Source organism: Bradyrhizobium sp. A5, from assembly GCF_042076515.1.
Classification (GTDB): domain Bacteria; phylum Pseudomonadota; class Alphaproteobacteria; order Rhizobiales; family Xanthobacteraceae; genus Bradyrhizobium; species Bradyrhizobium cosmicum.
This window is the reverse complement of record NZ_CP148990.1, coordinates 4415155-4441381: the sequence shown is the minus strand read 5'-3', so window position 1 is coordinate 4441381 and position 26227 is coordinate 4415155. Positions and strand designations below refer to the sequence as shown.

Here is a 26227-nt window from a genome sequence, read left to right as displayed (position 1 = left end):
GCTCAGTTCATGAACAGGCGGACATGCGCTCTGGTGTGGATGGCCGCGAGAATTTCCGTCAACGGAGCAAAGCCGGCCATGTCCGAAAGCCGCGCAGCCGCAGTGGCCGGATATGCCTCTTCCGCCTTGCGGGTGAGCTCGTAGAGAATCTTCTGCGTATCGATGTGGCTTACCTTCATCAACCGCAGGGCCGCGCCGAGAATCGTCGTCGCAACGCCGTATTGGTGCACGATGAACGCCTGGCTGGCGGGCAGATTCTGTACGGCAAAGCCAATCGCCAGCGCTAGCGGGTAGCAGCCGGGGGTCACGGATGTTTCGATGCGTTCGCGCCAGGCGCGGAGCAGCGGCGCGCCGACCACCGCCACACCCATCTCGGCGAACTTCTTGCCCATGCGGACTGACATCGCCCGCGCTTCATCGGAAAGCTTGCGGGCGTAGACCTGCGCGTCGATCCGGACGAGGGTATCGACATCGTCCGCCGTTGCCGCGCGATGCGCGGCGATCAGCGCGATGCAGTCACCGCGTGCAGCCTGCTCGAGTGCTGTCTGGGCGAAAGCGCGAAGCGTGGCCGCGTTCGTGACCGCGCCTTCCTGGATCGCAGATTCCAGGCCCGAGGAAAACGAGAATGCGCCGATCGGAAACATCGAATCGCCAAACTGCAGCATCCGTGAGAGAGACGAAGCGCTGCCTGCCGCCTTGGCATCCTCATTCGTGATGGTCATGAGCGGAGCCGGCCGTTGCGGACAACGCTTGTCCCGGAGTTCCCGAGTGCCCGTGGAAGCGCGTCGGAGGGTGTCCGAAGACGTGTCCGCTCTCGGGTTCGGTCTCGGCGTAGCTCTCGTGCGTATGGGAATGCACAGGGCCTTCCGCGCCACCGAACAGCCGCCGCGATTCGTGTGGCGCGAGATAGGGGATGACGTCCCGGCCGGGGACGAACTCGTAGCGGAGTCCCTCGAAGCGGTGCGTGTTCATCACGGACGTCATCACCTTGCGATCAACGGTGAGCGGGACATAGACAACCGTGTCCTTGACCAGCGCCGGCCAATGCTGATTGCCCATCGCGTGGCCCAGTTCCACGCATGTCCGCATTGCCACCTCGGGCGTAAGACTCATCAGCGCGTTCAGATGCACGATCATCACATCGCGCAGCTCGATCCGCACGACGATTGCCGAGCGCGCCTGGGCATCCCAGAGCAGGACGTCTCCATCCCGGATATGGGTGCCGCGGTCGATTGAGATCGCGACCTGCACGCCCCTCGCCGTCGTTTTGCGGAAGCGACTCTTCTGCGCTTCCCACTGATCGATCTCCAGCAGATCGGTATCGGCGGCGGACAGGCGCTCGGCCCACTCGGGCGCATCGATGTTGCCCATAACGGTCTCGATGAGGATCATGACAGGCCTCTCAACTGAAGAAGTATTTCTGATTCAAGGCGACCGTCTTCAAGGGCGGGACGGTCGCGTGCTTGCCGTCGACCGTCACGGCAAAGGTTTCCGGACTGACTTCGATCTTCGGCGTCCCGGTGTTTCGGATCATATTGCTCTTGCCGATATTGCGTACGTTCCGCACAGGTATCACTTGACGGCGGAGTTCTAGCCGTTGCTTGACGCCGGCGGCGTGCGCTGCGCCGGAGACAAAGGTGATGCAGTTCGCCCCCAGCGCGCCACCCTGGGTTCCGAACATGGGTCGATAATAGGTCGGCTGGGGCGTCGGGAGAGACGCGTTCGGATCGCCCATGACAGCCCAGCTGATGAATCCGTTCTTGATCACGATCTTAGGCTTCGCGCCGAAGAAGGCGGGCTCCCACAGGACGAGGTCCGCGACCTTGCCGACCTCGACGGAGCCGAGCACGTCGGAGATGCCGTGCGCGATAGCGGGATTGATCGTGATCTTCGCCACGTAGCGCAGCACCCGGAAATTGTCGTTGCCGGGCGCGTCCTCCGGAAGCTTGCCGCGGCCGGTCTTCATTGCATCGGCGGTCTGGATGCATCGCAGCCAACATTCCCCGATGCGGCCCATGGCCTGGGAATCGCTCGAGAACATGGAGATGATCCCGAGATCCTGAAGAACGTTTTCCGCCGCAATGGTCTCAGCCCTGATGCGGCTCTCAGTGAACGCGACATCGGACGGAATGTCCGGACTGAGGTGGTGACAGACCATGATCATATCGTAGAGTTCGGCCTGCGAATTGATGCCGTAGGGAAGGGTGGGATTTGTCGAAGATGGCAGGACGTTTGGGAGGCCGGCTATCTTGATAATGTCGGGTGCGTGGCCGCCGCCCGAGCCCTCGGTGTGGAACGAATGGACCGTCCGCCCCTCGAACGCTTCGATCGAATCGTCGATGAAGCCAGACTCGTTCAATGTGTCGGTATGAATGCAGACTTGGGTGTCCGTCTCGTCGGCCACGGTGAGCGCGGAGCGCAGGACGGCCGGCGTGGTGCCCCAGTCTTCGTGACATTTTACGCCGACGGCACCCGCCTCGATCTGCTCGATCAGGGCGGCCTTGCCGTGCCCGTGACCCTTGCCGAGGATGCCGACATTGAGCGGCCAATCCTCGAACGCACGCAACATCATGCTGATGTTGCCTGGACCGGATGTCACCGTCGTCGCATTGGAGCCATCCGACGGGCCTGTCCCGCCACCGATCAACGTCGTCGTGCCGTTCGACAGTGCGGCCTGCGCCTGCTGCGGAGAAATGAAGTGAATGTGCGTATCGATGCCTGCGGCCGTCAGTATGAGATGCGAACCCGAGATGGCGTCAGTGGCCAGTCCGACCTCCAAGCCGGGCGTAACCCGATCCATGATCTGCGGATTTCCGGACTTGCCGATGGCACAGATGCGGCCATCCTTGATGCCGACATCGGCCTTTACGACGCCGAGCACAGCATCGATCACGGTGACGTTTGTGATCACGAGATCGGGTGCGCCGGCTGCCCGCGTCACCTGATTGTCCATGCCCATGCCTTCGCGCATGCTCTTGCCGCCGCCGAAGACGATTTCGTCGCCGTAGCCCCCCCGCAGATCGCGTTCGATCTCGACGAACAGTCCGGTATCGCCCAGGCGGATGCGGTCTCCTGTCGTCGGGCCGAAGAGGCCGACATATTCTTGCCGAGAGATGCTGGCCATCACGTTCCCTGTTCTAAGTATTTACACTCAGCGCCGTCGTTTATGAGGAGCGAAAGCCTCGCTGTTTCGCCTGCGCGACTGCTTTGGCCTTGACTGTGGCGGCATCCGCACCGGCCGTGGGGCCGTCGACTAGATTGTTGAAACCGTAAACGGCGCGATTGCCGCTATACGGGACGAGCTGAACCTCACGCTCGTCGCCGGGCTCGAACCGCGTTGCCGTCGACGAAGGGATATTGAGGTGAAGTCCGAAGGCCGCCGCGCGATCGAATTCCAGCGCTCGGTTGACCTCAAAGAAATGGAAGTGCGATCCCACCTGAATCGGCCGGTCTCCGGCATTGCGAACCTTGAGCTTTGTGACCGGCCGATCGGCATCGAACGTGATCGCCGACGGGCTGCAAATGTAACCGCCGACTGGAACTTCGACCTCTGCCGGGTCGGCGTCGGCAGCAACCTGTGGGCCAATCTTCGGTCCAGCCATGTCGATCTCCCCATTACTGGATCGGCGTATGGACGGTCACCAGACGGCTTCCGTCGGTGAACACGGCTTCGATCTGCACCATTGGAATGAGATCGGCGACGCCGTCCATCACGTCAGCCTTGCTGAGGACGGTGCGCGCCTCGTTGGTCACGTCTTCGATCGTCTTCCCGGCGCGAGCGCCATCGAGGGCGGTCGCGGAGATGATCGCTACCGCTTCTGGATAGTTCAGCTTCAGGCCCTTGGCTTGTCGCTTCAGCGCAATTTCAGCCATCATGTAGACGAGCAGCTTGTCGAATTCGCGTGGCGTCAGTTGCATGCGGGGCACTCCCGGTGCTGCCGGCGTTGGCAGTCCCCATTGATGCAGCCAGTGATGCAGACGCGTGCCCCAGCGTGCAATGGGACTTCTACCTAGTCCTGCGTCGGAAACTACTTAGCGAGCCGAACGTCGCTGTTGCGTGCCTGTACTGCGCTTGTTTTCCCAATATGATGGTTGACGGCAGATATCATACCGGGGTGCGCCCGTGATGGGGTCGATTGTCGAAATGGTATCCGCGCGTCATCTATCCGACCACGGTGTTGCTGTTCGGCGGGGTCGTCTTTGCCAATGTCGCGGCCTGGCATGGGCGTTCGCTTTGTTTGCCGACAGGCCAGCGATGATGGGGATTGCGCTGCTCGCCTGGGTGTTCGGCCTTCGCCATGCGGTCGAGGCCGACAGCATCGCTGCGATCGACAACGTCGTGCGCAAGTTGATGCAAGGGGGCGGCACGCCGAAGACCGCGGGCCTTTACTTTTGCCCCGGGGCCATTCCACCGTCGTGGTCGTCGCGACGCTGCTACTCGCCGTTGGCGCGGTGCGGTTTGGCAGTGCCGGCCTGCTCGCCGGCGTGGGCGGCATGATCAGACCTTCGGTTTTGGCGGTTTTCCTCTTCCTGATCGCTTGCCTCAACTTCGCGATCCTCATGGACCTGTGACGAGTTCTCCGCGAGGTCCGCGCGCATGGGCCCCATGATGCGGGGCGGATCGATGCTCTGCTCGCCTGCCGCGGCATCCTGGCGCGTCTACTCGCGCCGATGTTCCGCCTGGTGACGAAATCCTGGCACATGTATCCGCTCGGCTTGCTGTTCGCTCTCGGCTTCGACACCGCGACCGAGGTCGGGCATTCTCCATTTCGGCGACCGAAGCCGCGCGCGGATGGCGCTATCGCATGTTCTCGTATTCCCCGCGTTGTTCGCCGCCGGTATGGCGATAACTGATACCGCCGATAGCGCGCTGATGGTCAGCGCCTATCGCTGGGCTCTCGTCGATCCCTCGCGGAAGCTCTGGTAGAACCTCGCAATCACAGGGGCCTCCGTAGTTGTCGGTCTCTTCGTTGGTGGCGTCGAGCTGCTGGGGCTGATTGGCCGGCGCCTCGGCCTCGAGGGCAAGATCTGGTCGTTGGCCGAGGGCATTAACGCCAGCCTCGCCAATTTCGGATTTATGGTGATCGCCCTGTTTGCGATAGCATGGCTCTTCTCCGTCGTCTCCTATCGCGCGCATTTGCCGGCTCACCGATCACGCACCGTCGCATGCGCTGACCGCGGACCATTCGGTAATAGTCGTCGCCGCGCCTCGGGGTTTTCTCGGATGTCGAAGGCGGAGAATTGCGGCTAGCATCGCTCGGATTACGCAACCGCGTCCCACAATATCAGCCGGCGGAGTTTTTCGTCGGGCCGGAGGCTTTCATGTCCGATCTCGTGGCGATCGTCTACCCCTCGGAAGACAAGGCAGAGGATGTACGTCAACGCCTCTTCAGACTGCAGAAGGAGTACTTGATCACGATCGGTGACGCCGTGATTGCCGTGAAGACGGAGTCGGGCAGCATCAAGCTAAATCAGCTCGTCAACACCACCGCTGCGGGCGCGATATCGGGAAGCTTCTGGGGGCTTTTGATCGGCGTGCTGTTTCTCAACCCGATCGTGGGCGTCGCGCTGGGCGCCGCCTCCGGCGCGCTGGGCGGCGCGCTGTCCGATTTCGGCATCAATGATGCATTCATGAAAGAGCTGTCGGCCAGCATTCAGCCTGGCAATGCGGTGCTGTTCGTCCTGGTCAAGAACATGACGGCGGACAAGGTGCTCAAGGAGATCAAGGATGCCCGCGGTGTCGTGCTCAAGACCTCGCTGGACGAGACGAAGGAAAAAATCTTACGCGACGCGCTCGCCGGTGTAGCTGAAAAGCCAGCCACCTAGCAATATCGCGCCCTCAGCGTTCAGCCGCAGGCGAGCTTGCGCGGTGGCAGGCGTGCAAGTCCTGCGATCTCCGATCGAGCGACGTCCGCGGTCCATTCGCTAGGCAACGAGGCAGGACATATGGACGATGGGAAGACCTACTGGAGTGCCCAATGCGATGGCGCCGCGATAGTCGGGCGGAAGTCGCATGAAGCCAAAGAACAAAAGTGTTGCTTTGTGGATCGCTGTGTTCTTTGCTGCCGTCTTCTTTCCATCACTTCGAGCCCAAGCTGAATGCGCGGAATTGTCTCGTGAACTCATCGTCGGAATCAAGGAGGCGCCACCCTTTTCGCTGAAGGACGAGAAGGGCGACTGGATGGGAATTAGCGTCGAACTTTGGCGACGGATTGCGACGGAGCTGTGCATTCGGTATCGCTTTGTGGAAGTAGACGACGTTGGCTCGCTCTTGCGAGGAGTTAACGCTGGTGATTTCGACCTCGCAGTCGCTGCGATCATGATAACGCCATCTCGGGCGCGCGACGTCGACTTTACATTTCCATATTTGCGGATAGGGACCGGAGTTGCGGTTCGAGCCGATCCGACGGCGAGCTGGCGACCCGTGATCCGTTCGATCGGATCGTACGGCTTCCTGCAGGCGGTGTCGGCGCTGCTCGCCCTCTCGTTCCTGACGGGATTGTTGATTTGGCTTTGCGAACGGAGAACAAACGACGGATTTGGCGGCGGTACATCTCGTGGCATTAGCGCCGCCATTTGGTGGTCGACGACCGCTATGACGCAACGTATCGGTGGCGGCGTAGTTCCGGTAACGGTACCGGGACGAGTCTTGGCCTTGATATGGATGATCGTGTCGGTGATCGCGGTCGCAGTCTTCACGGCCGGCCTCACTTCGGCTCTGACGTCGAGGCGATTGCAGGGTGTCGTCACCCGTGTCGCAGACCTCACGGCGATGAGAGTAGGTGTGGTGGCGGGAACCGTGGCGCAGGAGCGGGTGAGCCATTTGCGAATTTGCTTCCAAGTGCTGCCGAACGTGCAGCGAGGCTTGGCGGCTCTGCAAAATGGGCGTCTGGATGCGCTGGCTCATGATAGGCCCATTCTCGCTTGGCTGATTCGGCGGAACGATGCCAAGGCAATCGAGCTGGTGGACGTGACCTTTGCGCCGCAGGACTATGCGATCGCACTTCGAAATGGCAGCGGGCTCAAGAAGCGCGTCGACCTCGCCTTATTGGAAGCTCGGGACCCGGATTGGTGGAGGGAGAACCTGGCTCGTTATATGGGCTGGACTGGTGAAGAACCGTAGAACTCTGGCCATCGGCGCGCTCCTGGATGATGTCGTCGGCGGACAGGATGGTTTGGATACGTTCCAGAGCCACCGTCGTCTGCGCGATCGCGCTCGTCATGCTTGCAAGGTCTTTGATCGGTTTGAAAAACGTTGACAGATGCGCCAGATACACGGTCAGCGCTCCGGCTGTCATCGTTCCCGCAACGATCAGGGAAGTGCCCTGCCAAAGCACAATCGCTGTACAGATCGCCACCACGATATTGACCATCGGTGACAGCAGCGATTTCACCTTTCGCGCCTTGAGCGCGGCTTCAACGGTCGCGTGACTCGCGGCCTCCAAATGGGCGACTTCGAGATCCTGCCTTCCAAATGCCTTGACTGCACGAACCGAACCGAGCCCCTACTGGACGACCGCGACGATGTCGCTCTGTCGCGCACGGACAGTTCGCGTGACTCCCTTTACCGCTTTCCTGAAATGAAAAGAAACACCACCAGGAAGGGGGTGAAACCGACGGCGATCAGGGCGAAATCCCAGTCGAGCCAGAACATCAGCTCGACCATGAAGACGATGGTGATCAGGTCAACGACGATGTCGAGTGTAGATGACGACCCAAAGCGTTGAAACGTCGCAACATCATTGGTGATAGTGGACATCAGCGCGCGAGTCTTGACGTTGTCGTAGTAGCGCAGAGAGGGGCGGTGTAAATGTTCGCAAATGCGAATACGCAAGTCGTGCTACCCACTACCCCACGCTTGTGGTGTAGTAATTGTCGATATAGGTGGCGATCGCTCCGAAGACGGCGATAAACAGGGTCGCGACTCCTGCGAACAGGGCAACGCCGAGTGTATGACGTCCAAAGCCGTAATCGTGCGCCCCACGCGAGCCAGTACGGAAGCTTGCGGTGTCCGAGGGCGTCGTCGAGCACGAGCTTGAGTGGCCACAGTGCCGCGAGGCTCATGGCGACCTCGACCAGCGTTGCGATGGAAACAATGAATAGCCAGCCTCGGTATGGCCGGAGGAGGTCAAGAACCAGGCGGCTCAATCGGCCGCTCTTCGCCGGCTGTGCGTGGGCCGCCTCGTCCACTGAAACGGCGGTCCCCGCGACGGATTTCGGAAGCGGCATTTGCTGATCACCTGGTCGTGGCGGCCTTCTGGTTCAGCCAAAATTCCACGGTGTTACGTCACCCGCTATGCAAAAATCGGAAGGTTGCGGAGGCGAAGTTATTCGCGTGAGAGAACTCAAATTCCGATCTGACAGAACTTCGAGCTTTGTTTCGATATCGTGGGAGTCGTCGTCCTGTGGTCGGATTGTGCATAGACGGCGCCATGCCTAAATAGACATGATTGGCGAAGCGGTCTCGTCGTGGCCGTTGAGCCAAAACACGAATGAGGATCCAGGAGATGCCCATTTCGATTTCAATGATTGTTCTAAGCTCGCAGCTGGTCATGCAGGTAGCTGACGGGGTGCCGAAGTTCGATATCGCGCGGAGTTGCACGCTCGATGTCGCTGCCACCGCCGGCCTCTCCGTCGATCAGTCGCTAAAGAGCTGTATCAATGACGAACGGAAGGCAAAGCAGCAGCTTGCGAGCCAGTGGTCGAAATTTCCTGCGCCAAGCCGGGCAAGCTGTGTCTCGCAAGAGAGCATTGGCGGCACGCCAAGTTACGTCAGTTTGCAGACCTGTCTCCAAATGGGGCAGTGGGCGCGGTAGCAGCTCAGCCGTAGTGATCATATTCGCTCAGCGCAATCCGGACTTCACGCGCAAAATCGACCAGCGAGATGGTGAACCCGCCGAGCGAAATCATGAAGAAGATGGCGACTCCACGTTCGTGCTGTATCTGGAAGAACGCCGTTACAAAAGCGACGATCACGAGAAGCGTCACCGAGATACTTGCGATCACTGCCCAGAAGATCGCCCGATTCATCATCGCCGCGCGCTGCATCAGACGCGGCAGATCGGCCTTCAGCCGGCATCGGACCGTATCGTCATCGGGGATCCCGTTCAGGATCACCGTCCGGTCAACGATCCGGTTCAGGCGGGAGATCAGGATAGCGATGAAGGCGCCCAGTGCGCCCAGCAGGAAGGCGGGGGCCGCTGATTGCGAGATGACATGAGATAGCTGAGTTACGGATGGCGTTTCGGTCAACATTGAGCGGGGTTCCGGTTCACGATCAGGCCGCGTCGTTTAGGCCGCCCGACTTGTCCACGTAACGCGCCATCCAATGGATCGACTATGCAAAATCGGCGTCGTCTGCGTTGAGCCGTCGATTCATCGAGATAGATAATCAGAGTTGCGCGTCGTGCACGGTCCGATTTTGCATAGGCAGATGACGACACCGGCTCATATAGCTACTCCCGCGCATCGTCTTACAGCCTCGAACGCACATGTCCCATTGAGAGTGGTAGATAGCAATACCTCCGCCCGAGCATCGGGACTGCTGGCTGCGCACAAGGCCGACCTCGCCGTCGTTCGCGGCGATACCGGCGGCTTGGAGGATGCCAGGAGCGTGCTCCTGCTGACCCACGGCGTGGTTCTGCTCATGGCGCCTTCGGCGGCGAGCGGCATAGTCTTGGTGAGCTTCGCGATACGACTATCGGCGTCATCGGTGGGGCGATTAACCGGCCGACGGTGGATGCGCTGAAGTAAATTTATCCGTTTGATCGCGCTAAAGTCATTTTCCAGGATGTTGTCTTAGCCGACGGCGGCACCGCGCTTTCGTCCGGCCAGGTTCAGGCCCTTCTTGCGGTTTCCCGCTGACCGAGAAGTACCTGGCCAAAGTCAGACAGTTCTTCCGGCGGGACCGGATCAAAGGATCGGCCCCGAAGCTGATCGAAATCGAGTCGGCCGGCGCCGTCGCCAACATCGCCTAGTATTACGAAAGTTACGACATCCCAAAGGGGACCTTGCGCGGCGCGCCACCTGTCCCATCTGATGATCTGACGTCGCTTCGCGTTTCGTATTTTCTTGTTGCAAACAAGTCGGTGGGTAACAGCGCCATCATTGACCTGGCCCAGTCCCTAGTCGATGTCCGGAGGGACCTGTTGTCGCAATATCCTATATTGGCGTAAGCTGCCGCACCGAGCACCGACGCCGATGCACTGATCCCTATCCATCCGGGAGCTGCGACGTACTACAACGGAAACCAGCAGAGCTTCCTCGATAAGTATGACGACAAGCTTTATTACGGATCGCTGCTGCTGGGGTCCCTGATTTCGATTGTGGTTGCTGCGTGGCGCTTCGCCGGTTCGGGGACCGCCACTCAAAGCGAGCTCGAGCCGCTCTACGAGCTCGGCAATGAGATCAAGGCCCCAGGCAGCGAGAGAGCGAGTTGGAGCAGATTGAGAAGCGGATCGATTACATTCTGAGGTGGGAAATGGCCCGGAACGCGAGCGGCGAGGGGGCGGACAGCACGGACATGGCCGCGTTAAGCTTGGCGGCCCACAGGCTTTAGTATCTGATGAGCCATCGCAGGCTATCGCTTCGCGGTGCCACATCCGCCGAAACAGCGTAACGTGCCGGCTGGCCCTCAGTGGCTGGTCCAGGAAAAGATCGCGTCCCAGGGATGCCCTGCGCCGTCGACGTCACCATACCCCGTTATGAAAGACTGGGCTCGCGTTCGACTCGCGACCGGGCAAGATCAGACAACCGATCGCGACATAGCAGATGATCACTACTGGTAGCCGCACGCCATATCGGTGTGGATTTCGCACGCTGCTATTCCCCGATCTGACCCCCGCATCAGAGTGTCGAGTATGGTCGCAGACGCGGAATTGATTGCCCTATTTGTTCACCATCCGTCGCGTCGGCGTCACGGTGCTGGTCGGCGCCATCGGTGAGATGGAGAACGTCAGCCATGTATTCCAGCCCGATGGCCGATTTTCGGCGGCGAACTCGCCATAGGCTTTGACGTTGAGATATCCCTGCATGTCACCAACAGGGAAGAGGTATCCGAGTTGCGGACCAATTCCGAAGACTCGGGATCGAAAGCCACCGAGGATGGGATTCTGACCGAAGTCGTCCGTGACCTGCTGATAGGCATATCCCACGAAGCCGACGAAAACCTGTTTCGAAAGAAACTGGGAGACACCCCAGTCGAGATGGAAATCGATGCCGTTCTGATACTGCGTATCCTGGTTCTTGAAGTTGTAGGTAAAGCCGGCAACGGCGGAAAATTCCTGACCTGCCGCCGGATTGAAAAAGGTATACCCGGCGCCGCCATCGATTGCGGCGTGACCGATACCGAGATTGGAGAGGCGACTGGGATCGTAGGCGCCCACCGGGATGTCGCCGGTCAGATACGTCATGAAGTTATGTATGCCAGCGTTCCATTTCAGCGTGGCTTGCGGATACAGATCTCCCACCGACGTAAGCGAATCGGACAGGCTTCCTGTCCGGGTCGTCGCAAAGGGACCAACCGCTGTGGTGAGCGTTCCGTTGATGCTGGTGGCGGCGCGACCGAACAGGCCGGTAACGCCGATAGCCAGCTGTCCACCCAGGACAGGCGTTGCGAACGTGTAGGTCGGATTGAGCAGCACGAGGTCGGCCTGCGCATTAAGATTTGCGTTCAGGTTGACATTGACGTTCGCCGGGATCCTTCCAACCTGGATCTGTTTTGCCGCGGCTACCGCGCCGGATGCCTCGACGGAGGTGTGATAGTAGACCTCGGCCCAGGACCAGCCTGGTACTTGAGGCGTGGCTGCGAGGCTGCCGAACCGACCGGGAAGCCAATAGGACACTCCGCTTTCGTCCGCGCTGGCCGCCCCGGGCAGCGAAGCAAATATCGCGATGGCAAGGCCGGCGGAGTGTGCCAGCCGATGGGCTGCGCCTCGCTTGGAGATATTGCCCGTCATCTGCATGTCTCTCTCAATGCCGTTATGCTCACAGTCGCGATTGAACTTTGGAATTGCAGCGGTGACTATGCAAAATCGGCCACGTCACGAACGTCGAACCTTGCTGTGGTTCTAATACCACGCTCACGTTGTCTCCCGATGTGCCCAGTAGAAACGCGAATTCTCACCTATAGGGATCGGCTCGGTCCTGGTGATCAGCGGTATGGCTTACGCGCGCTGTGGCAGGCGAAGCGCGGTGCAAGGTTTGAGAGGGGCTTTCGCCAAAGACCTTGCGGTACTCAACCGAAAATCGTCCCAATTCGGCGAAGCCAAAGCAGGTCGCAATCTCCGTTACCGTCGAGAGATGACCGTCAGTCGCTATCAAGGCGCGCCTTGCCTGCTTGAGGCGCAGCATTCTCAGATGGCGGCAGGGCGGTAAACCATGGATTCTGTGAAAAGCTTTCCGAAGGGTCCGCTCGCTGACTGAAAGGGCAGCACACAGGGCCGAAATCTGGATCGGCTCGTCGACTTCCGCGAGTGCCAGAATTTCGGCCTGTCCGACCAGGTCGCGGCACGGATTATTTCGGGCTGCACGGATTGATTCCGCCTCGGTTTTGGCCGTCAGATGAATCTTCATCGTGGCACCTGCACTGCGCAAAAACACAGCAGACTGTTCTCCGACACCAAAAACCACAGCGCTGCGGCGCGGCCTATTGTCCTTGAGGGCAACGTCAGGTTGTCTGGTCGCCGATCGTCCGATCGGTCGCCGCCGGAAACTTGGATTCTTCTGGAGATAATGCGTTGGCGTTGATCCGAACCGAATCTTTTCGCGTCAGGAATTGGGCAGCGAAACCTGTGCATGTGCGCTTGCCGGGTATTGGATGGCGGCGAGAGCCAGCAAGGTCGCCATCCATTTCGGTCTCAACACACTGTTTCGGATGGTGGAGTGTGTCACGGCCAAAGCATCACCTTCGAGGTTCATCGAGGCCGGACCCTAGGATGTCGATCGCGCACCGCCTATGCAAAATCGCGCAACAGTCGCCTTTGAGAACTATCCGACTGCATACTCATCTCGTTTGGAATGATCTTTCTGTCCCTGCTACCGTCGGTTTCTGCATAGCCGCTGCGTATCACGTTCTGCACATTTACCGTTCGTTCGAAGCGTTCGCGCAACCCGGATTCAAAAGAATGGACAGTGCATGAGGAATCGATTTCTTGCAGCTAGCATGATCGTGCCGCTCATTATGAGCGGATCTCTGACCAACGCGGACGCTCTGCCGCTACTGGGCCATCCTCCGGCGCTTCACGATGCGGTTTCGCTGGGAGCCGAATCTGTCGCCGTTCGGCGGGGGGCCGTCGTCGCCCGTGGGCCGCAGGGAGGCGTGGTCGCCGCTGGCCGGACGACCGTCGTTCGCCATGGCGTACGCCCGGTGCATCCAATCGCTCGACCGGGCGTTCGACCGGTGCATCCGATTGCTCGTCCCTGGGTGCGTCCGACGCGGTATTACTGGCTCCCGGGAGGCGCCATCGCGGCAGGTGCGGCGATCGGCTTTGTCGCTGCCGCATCTGTCGGCGCGTATGCCGGCGTCGCTCCAGGCCCGAATTATTGCTGGTACTACACCGACGCCAGCCGCACCAAGGGCTTCTGGGATGTGTGTCCTTGAGCTGACGGCGGTTTCAGATCGTCCCGAAGACATGCCTTGTCTCGCGGCGATTTAAAGTTGCGGTCTCGTCGAAAATTCCGATCAGGGGCTTTCGACGCTCCTTGCTGCCGATGGTGCAAGCAATCCCGTCTTCTCGGCGATAGAAACGGCTTCGGCAAAAGATTGAACCCGCAGCTTTTCCATCACCATATGCCGGTGTGCTTTGATGGTTCGTTCGGATGTACCAAGCTGAAAGGCAATCTGCTTGTTCATCTTGCCCCGGACCATAAGTGCGAATACCTCGTTTTCCCGAGGCGTCAGGGTCGCTATCAAGGATCTGAGCGAATTGATCTGATCCTGCTGCTGCTTCGTCGCCTCAAATCCGGCGAGGGCGCGACGGATCGCATCGAGCAGCGTTTCCTTGGATACGGGCTTCAGCAGAAAGTCTTCGGCGCCGGCCTTGATCGCGCGTACGCTGGTGGGGACGTCACCACGGCCGGTCATGAATACGATCGGCCAGCCGTACGACAGCTTCGTGAGTTCTTCCTGAAGCTGTAGCCCATTAAACGATGGCATGTTCACATCGAGCAGAATGCAACCGGGCTTGGCAGTCTCGACGCCGCGCAAAAACGAGCTTGCGGACTCATAGTCGGCAATCTCGAAGCCGGAGACCTTCAACACACGCGAAATGGCCGCCCGGAAAGAGGCGTCGTCGTCGACAATGTGTATGACGGGCGTGCCGGTCATTCTCTCGTTCGGAATCACCCTGGTAGCCGTGGCGCAGTAATAAGGGTCAAGCGCTTTGGCGAAGTCGGTATCAGCCGTCGGATTATTGGATTGGGAATATAACGCCGACAGTTGAAACTATCCAGCCTACGCGAGCAGCATCTGCGCCGAGCGTCATTTTGGCATCCATAATGCCTGGTATTCTCCGTGGTCCCGCTACCGAGCAGGCCGCATCGGCTACAAGTAGGCAGTATAGGAACTGACCCAGACGAGAATGGAAGCGAGCAGCCCGATGACGCCCGCATTCGCAGCAAAGGCGGTTGCGTTTCCGGACATCCCGAGCCGGAGCGAGTCGCGGTTCATCTCGTCAGGAATGGATATCTCTGCCGGGAAGGCCGACGCCCCACCGATCGCATTGGTCCGCGCCAGTGTACCGGATGTGGCAATTTGTCCTTGGCCGATCCCCTTTGGAATTTCAATGATTTTCGCGCGGTAGATTCGGCCCGGAGCGCTTTCGAGCACAATATCGACGGGCGTGCCCGCCTTGATCGTCTGGAAGCCGTTTTGTGAAAACATTCCGACAATTGTAATTTCATTCTCGACGATAAACGACATCGTTGAGCGCGCCTGGAGGGCACGATCGCCGACGGTGAGTGCAACAGATGTGACGTAGCCGTTGGCCGGCGCGCGAATGCTTGTCTGCGACAACTCCCAATTTGCATTCTCGAGTTGGGCCTGAATCTGGGCAACGGAGGTGTTCACCCCACCGATTTCCGAATCCAGGGCGAGCTTGGCGCTCTGCTGAGCAGCTTTGGCCACATTGAGCTGCGCCAGTGACGTTTCGTATTGATTCTGGCGATCCTGTCCCTGGAATTGTGTGTTGGCATCGTCAGCCACGAGCTTCTGAATGTCGGCCAGGCGTTTCGCGTTGTACGAAACTTGCGCGGTCAGACCGGCGACATTTGCGGCTGCCTGGTCGTAGTTCGACTTCAGGATCTCGGTTTGCTGTTTCGCGGCAGCAAGCGACGCCTGCAATTGCGTGACCTTGTATTGAAATGGTGCCGGATCAATCTGAAACAGGATGTCTCCTGACTTCACCGGGATGTTCGGCTTTACCGGAATCGCCACCACCTGACCCGTCACATTCGGCGTCACCTCGACCACCCGGCCAGCGACCGTCACCTTGCCCGACGGTGTCAGGTAGTTGAACAGCGCGAGGAACGTCGCGAGGATAGAGGCGCCGGTCAGGATCGAAATCGTTCCCGACAGCCAGCCCCAGCGCACGAGCCTGAACCTGAAGAAGACGGCCCACATCGCAGCGATATAGAGACACAGGATAATAACCACGGTGGAGCCTCACGTTCGGGTACGAGATGGCCATTAGCCGGGAATCGATCAATGCGCGCTATGCAAAATCGGCGCGGCGAAAATCGTCGTGCCAAACGGTCGTCGTGCTGGCTTTTGCATAGTCGATGCAGTGTGACCTCTCCAGGGTGGCCGGCAAGCAAGACCATTCGCCGGAATCATCGTGACCAACAAGGAGAGCGTTATGACGCAGGCGTCGATACGCAGAGCCGCGGCGTTTGGCCTCGTCGCGGCCGGCGTGGCCCGCCGGACGATGCGACGCGGTTGCCGTTGGCGCGGTCGCGGTGGGGGCTGCTTATGCGGCGCCGGTCGTAGTGGCGCCTGTGCGGGTTGTTCCCGGGCGTTGCGTGCAGGCCGTCGATCCCTACGGGCGCATTTACATGCGCTGCTATTAGGGCTGGCGCCGGGCGGCGGGTGTAGTCAGCCGTGATCGACAAATATGTGCGAAGAGCGGACATCCATGCGGATCAGGATTGCCCGTTTTTGCATAGCCAGCCATCGCACAGGGCGTCAAACATGTACCTGCTACCCAAACTCGCTTGACCGCAAGCTGCGAACCGAAGGGAATTGTTCTGATGTTTACAAAACGCGATCTGCTTCGTTCCGCAGCGCTGGCTGCGATCACTGTCACTGCAGCGAAAGCTGTCCCGGCAAACGCGCAGGCCAAAGCGGAATGGCCTGACATCCGCGAGGCCAAGGCGATCGCCGAGGAAGGCTTCATCTACGGGCTGCCGATCGTAATGAATTACGCGGTCATGTATGAATATTCAGTCGACAGGAACTCGGGACAATTCAAGGCGCCGTTCAATCAGATCAATAACGAGGCTAGGGTCTTCACATACAAAGACACGGCCGTCATAACTCCCAACAGCGACACACCGTACTCGCTCGTATGGACCGATCTGCGTGCCGAACCGATCGTCTTTTCGGTGCCGGTTGTCGAGAAGACGCGCTATTATTCTGTGATGCTGTGTGACGGCAACACGTTCAATTACGGATATGTCGGTAGCCGCGCGACCGGCAGCGAGGCCGGTGACTATATGGTGGTCGGTCCCGATTGGAAGGGCGCTACCCCGCCCGGTATCAAGAAGGTCTTCCAGTCCTCGACGCAGTTTTCGGTCATTATCTACCGCACACAACTTTTCGATGCTGCAGACATGCCGAATGTTGAGAAGGTCCAGGCGGGCTACAGAGTGCAGCCCCTATCGGTCTATCTCAAGCAACCCGCACCGGCCGCCGTACCAGCCATCGAGTTTCCCAAAGCCAATGCGGAGTTGGTGAAGAAGAACTTCTTCGAGTACCTCGACTTCGCCTTGCAGTTCGCCCCGGCAGGGGCGGAGGAAACGCAGATCCGCGCCAAGCTCGCCCGCATTGGCGTCGGGGCCGGCAAGACCTTCGACTTCAAGGATCTTCCACTGACGCACAAGATTGAAATCGGGCTGGGAATGCGGGACGGCGAAGAGAAAGTCGAAAAGTATCTTGCCAGCGGACAGAAAGACGTAAACGGATGGAAAATCGGATCGCTGTTCGGAGACCGACAATTCTTCAGTGGCGACTGGTTGAAGCGTGCGGCTGCCGCCAAGGGCGGCATCTATGGCAACGACGCGGTTGAGGCCGTCTATCCGCTGACGAGGACGGTTGCCGATGGTGAGGTCCTCGATGGTTCCAAGCACAGTTACACCCTTACCTTCGCAGCTGGACAATTGCCGCCGGTGAACGCGTTCTGGTCGGTGACGATGTACGACGGCAAGACACAGTTGCTGATCGAAAATCCGATCAACCGCTATCTGATCAATTCGCCGATGCTGCCGGGCATGAAGCGGAACGCGGACGGTTCGCTGACGCTCTACATCCAGAATAAATCGCCGGGCGCCGACAAGGAGGCCAATTGGCTCCCGGCGCCGAACGGAGAAATCTATCTCGTCATGCGTCTGTACTGGCCGAGGCCGGAAGCGCCGTCGGTCCTGCCGGCGGGCGAAGGGACGTGGCAGCCGCCCGGTATCAAGCGGGTTTGATGGCACTTGGATCAATCATGCTGCCCGGGAAGTGACTTGAGCGCGCGGACTCGTGCGGGCCGCTTTTGGCCGGCGCGAGTTCGAACGTGACTCACAGGCGCCTCCGCAGATCGCAAGGAATACTTCAACGCTCAGGTGTCGACCTGCGCTCAGGGCGCCTGGCGGGAAGACGCGGAGTTGCTCGGCACCCGCTAAGGCTGCTGCGGCAGGTCTTGCACGGAGGCATCGTCGTAACGTCAAGAGAGCGAAACAAGCGGGGCGAGAAGTCATTCAGTGCTGCAAGGCCAAGCCCAGCAAGCCGGTCATCGAAGCAATTGCTGTCGTGTTCGGGGAGCGCGCGATTCCTGGTATCAAGATGAAGTCGTAAGCCAGTCTGTACGAAGCCGAATGGGAGGACGTTTCCGTTGGGGGCTGCAAGCGACATACCCTTACGCAGCCTTAGCTTTGATGAATATTCTGACATGGTTATTGGAGCGACGGTGAACTTCCTGCTGATTGGTCCCAGTCAAGCGCCTTGGTCGGTCATTGCAAGTTGGATTCGATCGTCTGGCAATTTGGCGTGGAGGGAGGCTCCAAGATTTGCACGGCGTCTCGAGCCTGGATGCTTTGAGTTTCATTTTTCAGCACGAACAAATCGCTGATCGCCTGACTTTTGACGGTCATATTCTCCAGCCTCGGGATTTCGTGGTACTTTCGCCTGGAAGTGAGCTTGCGTTCGCGTGGTGCGGAATCCATCGTTGGATGTCGATTTCGATGCCTGTCGGGCTCTTCGAAACGTTTGCCATTGAAGCCGGCAGAAAACATCTTGCAAGCAAAGCAGACGCTCGCATGTCGCGCGGCACGCGAGTGCTTGCTTTCGATGCGTCGTCCAGTAGCGAGACGGCTCGCTTTATGTTTTCCGGTCGGTTCGTTTTTGCATAGTCGGTGCTTCATCGGGCACCCATAGTGCCGGATAGCGCGACCAACCGCAGATGACCGCAGCGATAACCCGAATCCCAACAGGAGAAGTAGAAATGACGAGTACAAGATTCGTTCACCTGGCCGGCGTGCTCGCCGTGACGTCGATGCTCGGTGTCATGGCAACAGCCAGTGCCCAGACCGCACAGGCGCCGTCTGCGTTGAAAACAATTGGTGCGCCGTCCGCCGCGGCCAAGCCCGAGATCGTCCCCTCGCTGTTCGTGCTCAATTCCCGTGCGGCGACGTTGCAGGGCGAGACGCTGGTGCTGACGGGCATTGCCCCGAGCTCCATCATATTTGCGGACCGCCCAGTGCGATCTGCCGGCCATCAGCCCACTGCCGACGTCATCGCGGAATGGGGATCGGGTGACGACAGCTTTGCCAAGAATCCTCCGAACGCGACCTTGTCGGTATTCGGCAAGGACGGTGCGGTGAAGGACGCAGTCGTGGTGCTGAAGAACCCGAAGCTCGAGGGCGACAAACTGACGTTTACCGTTCAGACCCTCGAAGGGGATATTGCCGGTGCGGACGGCGGGGCGGCGCTGTTCATTGACATCATCGGCCGACCGTTCACGCCAATGTCGTTTGCTGGCGTCGCTCGACGTACGGCATTCCGGGGCGCGATGTATGCCGGCGCCGTCGGCGCCGCCGCCTATGGCGCGGCTGCCTACTACCACCCGTATGGTTACGCCTATCCCCGTCCGGCCTGCGGCTATTACCCGTATCCGCCCTGCTACTGAGGCGAGAGGCGGGGAAGCGCATGTTTCCCCGCCTTCGATCGATTTTCGTTTTCGGTCGACGACTCCACACAGAGAGCCAGCCAGTAAAATGGAGATAGCAATGAATATCACCCGCCGTAGCCTTGCGATGGGCGGACTGAGCCTTCTCGCCAGCGCCTCGATGAGCTCCCTGAGTCGTGCCGAATTCGGCTCATTCCTCGGGATCGGGGAGGGCATCGAAGACTTCATGCTGGCCACCGACGCCTACATCTTCGGATACCCACTGGTGACGATGGAGATGACGCGGCGCGTCATCACCAACGTCGCGTCACCGGTCGGGACGCGCGGTCCGATGGGCCAGATCATCAAGCTGCGACAATATCCCGATGCATCGTTCCGAGACGTTACTGCGCCGAACGCCGACACGCTTTACACGACGTCGTTTTTCGATGTCGGCAAGGAGCCGTGGGTCCTCAGCACTCCCGATATGAAGGGTCGCTATTTCCTGTTGCCCATGCTGGATGGCTGGACCACCGTATTCCAGGTGCCGGGCAAGCGCACCACAGGTACTGGCGCGCAGACCTACGCAATCACCGGCCCGGGCTGGAAGGGCACGTTGCCGCCCGGGGTCAAGGAATACAAGTCGCCCACGGCTATCGTATGGCTGCTCGGGCGCATCTACTGCACCGGCACGCCGGAGGATTACGCCGAGGTGCACAAGCTGCAGGATGAATTCAAGCTGGTGCCGCTGAGCTCGTATGGCAAGCCCTATGCGCCGCCGCCGGGGACGGTCGATCCATCGATCGATATGAAGACCGCGGTGCGCGAGCAGGTCAACCGGATGGATGCAGTGGCGTACTTCACGCTGTTGTGCAAGCTGATGAAGGACAACCCGCCGTCGGCGGGGGATACGCCCCAACTCGCGAAATTCGCCAAGCTTGGTATCGTTCCGGGGCAGGACTTCGATGCGAGCAGGCTCAAGGCGGATTTCGTCAAGCGGGTGCCCGAAATCGCCGTCGACCGGATCATGCTCCAGTTCAAGGTCAACAAGGCAGTCACAGACGAGAACGGCTGGACGTTCACGACCAGGACCGGCATCTACGAGACCGACTATTTGATGCGCGCCCTCATCACCGCGATCGGGCTTGGGGCCAACAGGCCGCAGGATGCAGTCTATCCGACTTCGCAGAAGGATGCCGAAGGCCGCAAGTACAGCGGTGCCAACAAGTACGTGATGCGATTTCCCAGGGGGCAGCTGCCCCCGGCGGAGGGATTCTGGTCGCTGACGATGTATGATTCCGGCTATTTCTTCGTCAACAATCCGCTCAACCGCTATTCGATCAGCGCGCGCGAGAAGCTGAAGTCGAATCCGGATGGCTCGGTCGATCTTTACATCCAGAACGAATCGCCCGGCAGGGACAAGGAATCGAACTGGCTACCTGCGCCAGCGGGCGATTTCATCCTGATGCTGCGTATGTATTGGCCGCAGGAGAAAACTCCTTCGATCATCAATGGCTCGTGGAAGATTCCGCCGGTGAAGAAAGTCGCCTGAACCAGCGGTGGCGTCGCGCTTCGGCGCCGGCGTCTCATCCGCAACGAATGGAATGGGGGTGCAAGATGTACAGGGCCTTGATTTTCGCAACGATATTGTCTGCGACGGCGATTCCGGTCGCCCGCGCTCAGGTTGATTTGAGCACCTATGCCGACGCCAACGGATTCTTGAATGTGCAGACGCTGACATGCGCTCAACTCGCCGGGACCTGGCAAGGCGATGCCGACCGGCTGACGGCCTGGTATAGCGGCTGGTACAACGGGCTCGCTCGCAAGCACTATATGGATATCGTCAAATCAAAAGAGGCAGAGCACGAGGTCATCGTCTATTGCAAGGCGAACCCTGGTCAATTGATCATCGAGGCGATCGCCGTCGTGTTCAAGGACATGCGGGCGAGGCTGGGGATTGAAATGAAGCCATGAAATCCGGCGGTTTGCCGTTACACTAGTCTGGGCGCCCTTGCCACAAGGGCGGATTTTGCATAGTGCCAAAAGGACATCGTTGCAGGACTGCTATTTGCAAGCCGCGCGCTGGAGCCAATCTGATCGCGGTTCGTATCTGATCTGAGACTGCTTTTCTTGCCGAGGGGACAACTGCAAACAGCCAATGATCGTTTCGTCATGCGCACCATAGCTGTCGTCGACGACAATCCCAGTCTGCTGCAAGGTCTAAACCGCCTTTTGTCGGCCCACGGCTTCCGCGTCCGGACGTTTGCATCGGCGGAGGCGTTTTTGGAGGCCGATGCCGGGTGCGAAGCGGATTGTTTGCTCCTGGATATTCACCTTGGCGGAATCTCAGGTATCGACCTGCAACGGCAATTGATCGCGTCAGGTAGGGAACTGCCGGTCATTATAATGACGGCCATCGATAATGAGGTCACCCGGCAGGAGGCATTCGACGCGGGCTGCGTTGCGTATTTGAAGAAGCCGTTTCTGTCAAAGCTGCTAATCGATGCCATCGGCAGGATTCCTTGAGGAATGGTATCCAATCCCTTTCGCAATGGCCCGGAATTGTAGCCAGAGGCCGATTGTCATAATTGCTCTCCCGGACGCCGGGCAAGTCGAGTAGGGTGGGTTCCAGGTCATCATAGAATGACATCCCGCGTAAACGGCCGCTTTATCGCATGATAACTCGAATAGTTTTCAGTTCGATCGTTCTGTTGCTGGCGATGACCGGTGCGGCGTCCTCCCAGCCTAAGCGGGTGCTGATTGTTCATTCCGTGGGCCGAGATTTTTCGCCGTGGGATGACTACGCGAGAAAGATCCGCGAAGAGTTGAAGCTTCAGTCGAAAGATCCCATCGATATCTTCGAGGTGTCGCTGTCGACGGCCCGCTTCCCCGACGGGAATGAAGACGCATTTGTCAACTATTTGAACGCGGTGTTTTCCGAGCGCAAGCTCGACCTGATCATGACGATCGGCGGCCCCGCGGCACGCTTCTTTCAGCAGAATCGTCAGCGGATTTTTCCTTCGATCCCAACCTTGTACGCGGCTCTCGCGCAGCGGATGTCGTCGGACGCGCCGGCGACCGATGCGATGGTTTCGGTATCTGTCGATATAGTGAGCACTCCCGACCAGATCCTGAAGTTGGCTCCGGAGACGACCAAGGTCTTCGTCGTGATGGGAAGTTCTCCGATCGAGAAGCTATGGCTGGAGGAGATGCGCAAGCTGTTCCAACCGCTGAAAAGCCGGCTCGAGATCACTTATTCCAATGAACTGTCGCTGGAACAGATCCTTGAGCAGGTGGCTGTCCTGCCACCCCGGACTTTCATCGTCTACGGGCAGATGTTGGTGGACGCCGCCGGCGTTGTGCATGAAGGCAATCGAGCCATAGACCGGATTCACGCAGTCGCCAATGCGCCTATCTTTTCGGAACAGGACGCGTTCTTCGGCCGAGGGATCGTGGGCGGTCGGATGACGAACATTTCCGACGTTAGCCGACAGACCGCCTCAGTGGCCGTGCGCATTCTGGGCGGAGAGTCGCCGGGCAGCATCAAGACGCCTCCGATTCCAGCTGCATCGCCCAGGTATGACTGGAGAGAGCTGAAGCGCTGGAACATCAGCGAAAGCCAATTGCCGCCAGGCAGTCAGGTAATGTTTCGCGTGCCGAGCGTGTGGGAGCAATATCGGCTGGAAGTGTCGGCTGTTACGGCTGCTATCCTGCTGCAGGCCGGTATCATTGGATTGCTGCTGATCGAGCGGCGCCGGCGCCATGTCGCTCAGGCCGAGGCTAACAGCCGTCGTCGGGAAGTGGTCCACTTGAACCGCGTTACAACCGCCAGCGTTCTGTCGTCATCCATAGCGCATGAACTCAACCAGCCGCTCGGAGCGATTTTGAGCAATACTGAAGCTGCGCAGGTTCTGCTGAAGGCGAATCCACCTGACGTTGCTCAGCTCGGCGAGATCCTTTCCGACATCGTCCGGGACGAACAACGGGCCAGCGACATCATCAGCGGGTTGCGAAATTTGCTGAACAATAGGACGGAATCCGATCTGCGAACGTTCGATTTGAACGATTCCGTGCGGGACGTAGTCAAAATTGTGTCTCCTGAAATTACAAGGCGGGGGGTGAACCTGCGTACCATTCTCGCGCCCGAGCCGTTACGGGTGCGGTGTGATCCGATTCATCTGCAGCAAGTCCTCATGAACCTCGTGATGAATGGCGTGGATGCGATGGACGAGGTGGTCCCGCGCAATCTTTCGATCCGGACGGCGCTGGCTGACGCTGACGGCATCGAAGTCCAGATATCCGACTCAGGAACGGGTATTCCCAACGACAAGCTGGCCAGCATCTTCAATGCATTCGTCACGACGAAGCCGCAAGGGACGGGGCTGGGACTCCCAATCGCGCGAACGATCCTTGAAAGCTACGGCGGCGAACTCTGGGCTGAGAACCGCAGCCGGGGCGCGGTGTTTTCATTCAGACTGCCTTTGGATAAGTCGGCGACAACCTAGATCCCTGGACCTGTCGTGTTTCTCCGCCAGTCAGGGCTGACGATAGGACGCGGTAATGAGAGCGTATTCTTCAGCTGCACTTAAGCCGGTCGCGCGATTGTAGAATTCCTGCGTAACCATCGTGCCGCGATAATTGGGAAGCGCGCTCGCAAGATGCGGGTGGCTGCCTCCATACGTCGCGGCAGTCGATGCGCCAGCCGTCCGAAAGAGTTGGGATGAGACGTTTACGCCGATCGCTTCGCGAGTGATCCTGGAGATCCGGGTACGACGGATCTTGGTGGTCAGTTGTCAGCCGGCGGTTGAAGAAATCCAAGGATCAGGATGTTCACTACCACGGCACAGGAGCGGCCTGTGCGCTTCGATGTCGCCGCTGACTGCATCAGGGACGAATTCTGGGACTTGGCCTTCATCTGTACGTGCGACTGGGTATCTTAGACGGCACGCGGAGCGACCAGCGGCCGGCCACCTTGGTGAAAGTGTCTGCAATCGTGAGGACCGCAGATTCCGACCGACACCTCAGTCGCCAAGCTGGCTGCATGAGCCGACGATTTCTCCCAATTGCTTACTCGCGCGAACGAATTCGCGAAACTTCGCCGAGCGTGGATTTCTTTAAACTAGCGTCAAACGCTCTCTGTAAGTCGTTGTGAGTATTACTGGAGCAACTGACTCCTGTTCTCTCGAAGGGCGCTAGGACCGAGTTGGAGCGTTTGGCCCTCAACACAGATCGGATGTTCGGTCTCAATCTCTGAAACCAACAGCATATCTGCTGAGAAGAGGCCTGCTCGCTCGGACGCACTTCGCCCGAACCCACGCCGTCGCACCAAACCCTCGGGCAACACAGACCCAACCGCCAATATAAACCTCTTCCTCTCGACGGCGGGGAGGTGGTCCGTCTTCGTGAAATGGTTTTAGGCAAAGCGTTTGCCCCAGGTTGCACGGCGATCTCCCGCGAAGGCACGCGGGCACCGGCCGGAAAACCTATCAGCGCAGGCTCTTAAACAGGCGTTCGGCATTCAAACGAACTGCCGGCGCTGACCGCGGCCTCAACGTGCTAACGGGATGCCGCGAAAGAGTGCTCTCACCATGCGTTGAAGTTGGCGACGAGTTGCTTGTCCAGGGACAAGCTTTCCATGCCACTGGAAAGCAAAATACCGCTTCGGTTATGGTGGCCACTCCCGGGCATGTCTCGTTTGTGGTGCAAGAAGTGACCGATCTCGTGCGCCACTACACCAATGAACGCTTCGCCAAGATCGAACACGGGTAGATTGCCTTGGTCAACAACCACGAATACCTGCTCATCAGGCAGATACTCCCCAGCCGCCTCAGTATCCATTGCATCATAGTCGCCGACGAGAAAGCAGGTGAGATCGGCGCCGCGCCTCTTCAATGGTACGACATCCTTTCGAAAAACATCCCGCGAGATTTTTGGTCCCAAGGCTTTCTGGACCGTAATCCATTTCGCATCGACCAGCGTGAAAAAGATATTCGTCTGAGCCCCGAACACCCAGTTCAGCCTGGTGAGGAACCAGGGCACGTCATCCGGCGTCCATTTCGTCGCGTTGATCACTTTGCCTGACTGATCGAGGTGCTTGAGGAATCTGAACGCGATCGTGAAGTCTTTGCGCGGCAGACTGGCGACCTCCAACTTGATGGCCGTGTTGCCGCGCGCGGCTTTGAGTTCGGGAATACCGACACCCTTGGCAACGACCTTGAGGCCGCGCGCACTGCCATCCGGCCGCGCGGTCCCATACAGCGCTGTACGCAGGCGCAGCAATTGATCATCGCGCTCCTGGCTTTTTTGCTTTCCATATCGAGTGTTGATGTATTCCTGAGCGATGCGTTCGACTTGCTCGAAGCGCACATCTTCAACCTGTAACCGATCGCGATCATACGATAGGCGAACGTCCTTGCTGTCGCGCAGGCAGACCAAGTTGAAGCCTCCCCGAGGAACGATCATGAAGCTTTGCGCCGCGTACACACCAGAATTCTGCAAGAACTGAGCGAAGCTTGCCATAGCTTTCCCAAACCCTAAATCACGATAGTGTCGCGCCGGTCCACCGCGCCGGGGACAACCATCCGTAATCATTGCTCGCCGGTTGAACCAGCAGCATACTGGAAATTAGCCGTGCGGGGCAATGTGCTGGCGTCGATTTTGCGGTCTGGACTTCGTTGGCGGCTGCGAGGGCGAGCGAGGTGTACGTCGAGTGGAGGCTACTCTGACAGCGGATGTCGCTAGCTATTCACGCCTTCTGCGGTGACGGGCGCGGCGTGCTAGCGACGCAGAAAGCCGTCTGCCAAGACGTCGTAGACCCAACGATTGCGGGCCACGGCGGGCGCATCGTGAAGACCAGCGATGACGAG

At 59.1% G+C, this 26227-nt stretch carries 25 protein-coding genes and 1 pseudogene; 11 read left to right on the top strand and 15 right to left on the bottom strand.

All coding sequences use genetic code 11. The features are described from left to right. Positions 1-2: 2 nt before the first annotated feature. From WHZ77_RS21410 to WHZ77_RS21390, 5 genes are read right to left on the bottom strand one after another with little or no spacing between them, the layout of a single operon-like run. Positions 3-722 carry an urease accessory protein UreF gene (locus WHZ77_RS21410; RefSeq protein WP_375309750.1) on the bottom strand — a complete coding sequence of 240 codons (720 nt, stop codon included), beginning with the start codon at positions 720-722 and terminating at the stop codon, positions 3-5. Continuing rightward, positions 706-1392 carry an urease accessory protein UreE gene (ureE, locus tag WHZ77_RS21405; protein WP_375309749.1) on the bottom strand — a complete coding sequence of 229 codons (687 nt, stop codon included), beginning with the start codon at positions 1390-1392 and terminating at the stop codon, positions 706-708. The genes WHZ77_RS21410 and ureE overlap by 17 nt, the downstream gene beginning before the upstream one ends. A gap of 10 nt (positions 1393-1402) precedes the next feature. Beyond that, positions 1403-3124, bottom strand: coding sequence for an urease subunit alpha (locus tag WHZ77_RS21400; protein ID WP_375309748.1), 1722 nt, complete (start codon positions 3122-3124; stop codon positions 1403-1405). Positions 3125-3164: 40 nt separating this feature from the next. Then, the gene (locus tag WHZ77_RS21395) at positions 3165-3602 is read right to left on the bottom strand and encodes an urease subunit beta (RefSeq protein WP_375309747.1); all 438 of its coding nucleotides are present in this window, start codon (positions 3600-3602) and stop codon (positions 3165-3167) included. Positions 3603-3615: 13 nt separating this feature from the next. Continuing rightward, positions 3616-3918, bottom strand: coding sequence for an urease subunit gamma (locus WHZ77_RS21390; RefSeq protein WP_375309746.1), 303 nt, complete (start codon positions 3916-3918; stop codon positions 3616-3618). Positions 3919-4136: 218 nt separating this feature from the next. Here WHZ77_RS21390 and WHZ77_RS21385 point away from each other — a divergent pair. From WHZ77_RS21385 to WHZ77_RS21375, 3 genes and pseudogenes are all read left to right on the top strand, one after another. After that, positions 4137-5251, top strand: a pseudogene (locus tag WHZ77_RS21385) (HoxN/HupN/NixA family nickel/cobalt transporter). A 71-nt stretch (positions 5252-5322) separates the two neighbouring features. Continuing rightward, positions 5323-5826, top strand: a complete 504-nt coding sequence (locus WHZ77_RS21380) for a DUF1269 domain-containing protein (protein WP_375309745.1) — start codon at positions 5323-5325, stop codon at positions 5824-5826. Between the two features lie 187 nt (positions 5827-6013). Continuing rightward, on the top strand, positions 6014-7123 hold the full coding sequence (locus tag WHZ77_RS21375) for a transporter substrate-binding domain-containing protein (protein ID WP_375309744.1): 1110 nt from the start codon (positions 6014-6016) through the stop codon (positions 7121-7123). Here WHZ77_RS21375 and WHZ77_RS21370 read toward each other — a convergent pair. Together WHZ77_RS21370 and WHZ77_RS21365 are read right to left on the bottom strand one after the other, a co-directional pair. Then, entirely contained in the window at positions 7023-7445 is a 423-nt protein-coding gene (locus tag WHZ77_RS21370; RefSeq protein WP_375309743.1) for an ABC transporter transmembrane domain-containing protein, read from the bottom strand. The genes WHZ77_RS21375 and WHZ77_RS21370 overlap by 101 nt on opposite strands. Positions 7446-7564: 119 nt before the next feature. Beyond that, complete coding sequence (locus WHZ77_RS21365; RefSeq protein WP_375309742.1) at positions 7565-7834, bottom strand: ABC transporter transmembrane domain-containing protein; 270 nt, start codon at positions 7832-7834, stop codon at positions 7565-7567. Positions 7835-8507: 673 nt separating this feature from the next. Between WHZ77_RS21365 and WHZ77_RS21360 the strand changes: the two genes are divergently transcribed. After that, positions 8508-8816, top strand: coding sequence for a hypothetical protein (locus WHZ77_RS21360; RefSeq protein WP_375309741.1), 309 nt, complete (start codon positions 8508-8510; stop codon positions 8814-8816). Positions 8817-8820: 4 nt separating this feature from the next. Here WHZ77_RS21360 and WHZ77_RS21355 read toward each other — a convergent pair whose 3' ends face one another. From WHZ77_RS21355 to WHZ77_RS21340, 4 genes are all read right to left on the bottom strand, one after another. After that, entirely contained in the window at positions 8821-9255 is a 435-nt protein-coding gene (locus WHZ77_RS21355; RefSeq protein WP_375309740.1) for a DUF2721 domain-containing protein, read from the bottom strand. Between the two features lie 1631 nt (positions 9256-10886). Next, a complete protein-coding gene (locus WHZ77_RS21350; protein WP_375314781.1) occupies positions 10887-11957 on the bottom strand; it encodes a transporter in 1071 nt (356 codons plus the stop codon). 163 nt (positions 11958-12120) lie between these two features. Further along, entirely contained in the window at positions 12121-12573 is a 453-nt protein-coding gene (locus WHZ77_RS21345) for a helix-turn-helix domain-containing protein (protein WP_375309739.1), read from the bottom strand. 94 nt (positions 12574-12667) lie between these two features. Beyond that, positions 12668-12850 carry a hypothetical protein gene (locus WHZ77_RS21340; protein ID WP_375309738.1) on the bottom strand — a complete coding sequence of 61 codons (183 nt, stop codon included), beginning with the start codon at positions 12848-12850 and terminating at the stop codon, positions 12668-12670. A gap of 549 nt (positions 12851-13399) precedes the next feature. On the opposite strand from WHZ77_RS21340, the gene WHZ77_RS21335 reads away from it, so the two are divergent. Beyond that, positions 13400-13600 (top strand): hypothetical protein, encoded by a 201-nt coding sequence (locus tag WHZ77_RS21335; protein WP_375309737.1) that lies wholly within the window; start codon positions 13400-13402, stop codon positions 13598-13600. Positions 13601-13681: 81 nt separating this feature from the next. On the opposite strand, the gene WHZ77_RS21330 is transcribed toward WHZ77_RS21335, so the two are convergent. Together WHZ77_RS21330 and WHZ77_RS21325 are read right to left on the bottom strand one after the other, a co-directional pair. Next, positions 13682-14326, bottom strand: a complete 645-nt coding sequence (locus tag WHZ77_RS21330; RefSeq protein ID WP_375309736.1) for a response regulator transcription factor — start codon at positions 14324-14326, stop codon at positions 13682-13684. Between the two features lie 216 nt (positions 14327-14542). Continuing rightward, positions 14543-15652: an HlyD family secretion protein gene (locus tag WHZ77_RS21325; RefSeq protein ID WP_375309735.1), complete on the bottom strand. Its 1110-nt coding sequence runs from the start codon at positions 15650-15652 to the stop codon at positions 14543-14545. Positions 15653-16245: 593 nt separating this feature from the next. Here WHZ77_RS21325 and WHZ77_RS21320 point away from each other — a divergent pair. After that, positions 16246-17685, top strand: coding sequence for a DUF1254 domain-containing protein (locus WHZ77_RS21320; protein WP_375309734.1), 1440 nt, complete (start codon positions 16246-16248; stop codon positions 17683-17685). Between the two features lie 522 nt (positions 17686-18207). On the opposite strand, the gene WHZ77_RS21315 is transcribed toward WHZ77_RS21320, so the two are convergent. Then, positions 18208-18618 carry a hypothetical protein gene (locus tag WHZ77_RS21315; RefSeq protein ID WP_375309733.1) on the bottom strand — a complete coding sequence of 137 codons (411 nt, stop codon included), beginning with the start codon at positions 18616-18618 and terminating at the stop codon, positions 18208-18210. Between the two features lie 80 nt (positions 18619-18698). On the opposite strand from WHZ77_RS21315, the gene WHZ77_RS21310 reads away from it, so the two are divergent. The 5 genes from WHZ77_RS21310 (at position 18699) to WHZ77_RS21290 (ending at position 23866) form a co-directional block, all read left to right on the top strand. Then, a complete protein-coding gene (locus WHZ77_RS21310) occupies positions 18699-19382 on the top strand; it encodes a hypothetical protein (protein ID WP_375309732.1) in 684 nt (227 codons plus the stop codon). A gap of 100 nt (positions 19383-19482) precedes the next feature. Beyond that, positions 19483-20913, top strand: a complete 1431-nt coding sequence (locus WHZ77_RS21305; protein WP_375309731.1) for a DUF1254 domain-containing protein — start codon at positions 19483-19485, stop codon at positions 20911-20913. A 65-nt stretch (positions 20914-20978) separates the two neighbouring features. Further along, positions 20979-21335 carry an HdeA/HdeB family chaperone gene (locus tag WHZ77_RS21300; protein WP_375309730.1) on the top strand — a complete coding sequence of 119 codons (357 nt, stop codon included), beginning with the start codon at positions 20979-20981 and terminating at the stop codon, positions 21333-21335. 198 nt (positions 21336-21533) lie between these two features. Next, positions 21534-21887: a response regulator transcription factor gene (locus tag WHZ77_RS21295; RefSeq protein WP_375309729.1), complete on the top strand. Its 354-nt coding sequence runs from the start codon at positions 21534-21536 to the stop codon at positions 21885-21887. A gap of 194 nt (positions 21888-22081) precedes the next feature. After that, entirely contained in the window at positions 22082-23866 is a 1785-nt protein-coding gene (locus tag WHZ77_RS21290) for an ATP-binding protein (RefSeq protein ID WP_375314780.1), read from the top strand. A 1078-nt stretch (positions 23867-24944) separates the two neighbouring features. Here the strand turns inward: WHZ77_RS21290 and WHZ77_RS21285 are convergent. Beyond that, the gene (locus WHZ77_RS21285; protein ID WP_375309728.1) at positions 24945-25880 is read right to left on the bottom strand and encodes a hypothetical protein; all 936 of its coding nucleotides are present in this window, start codon (positions 25878-25880) and stop codon (positions 24945-24947) included. Between the last annotated feature and the right edge of the window lie 347 nt (positions 25881-26227).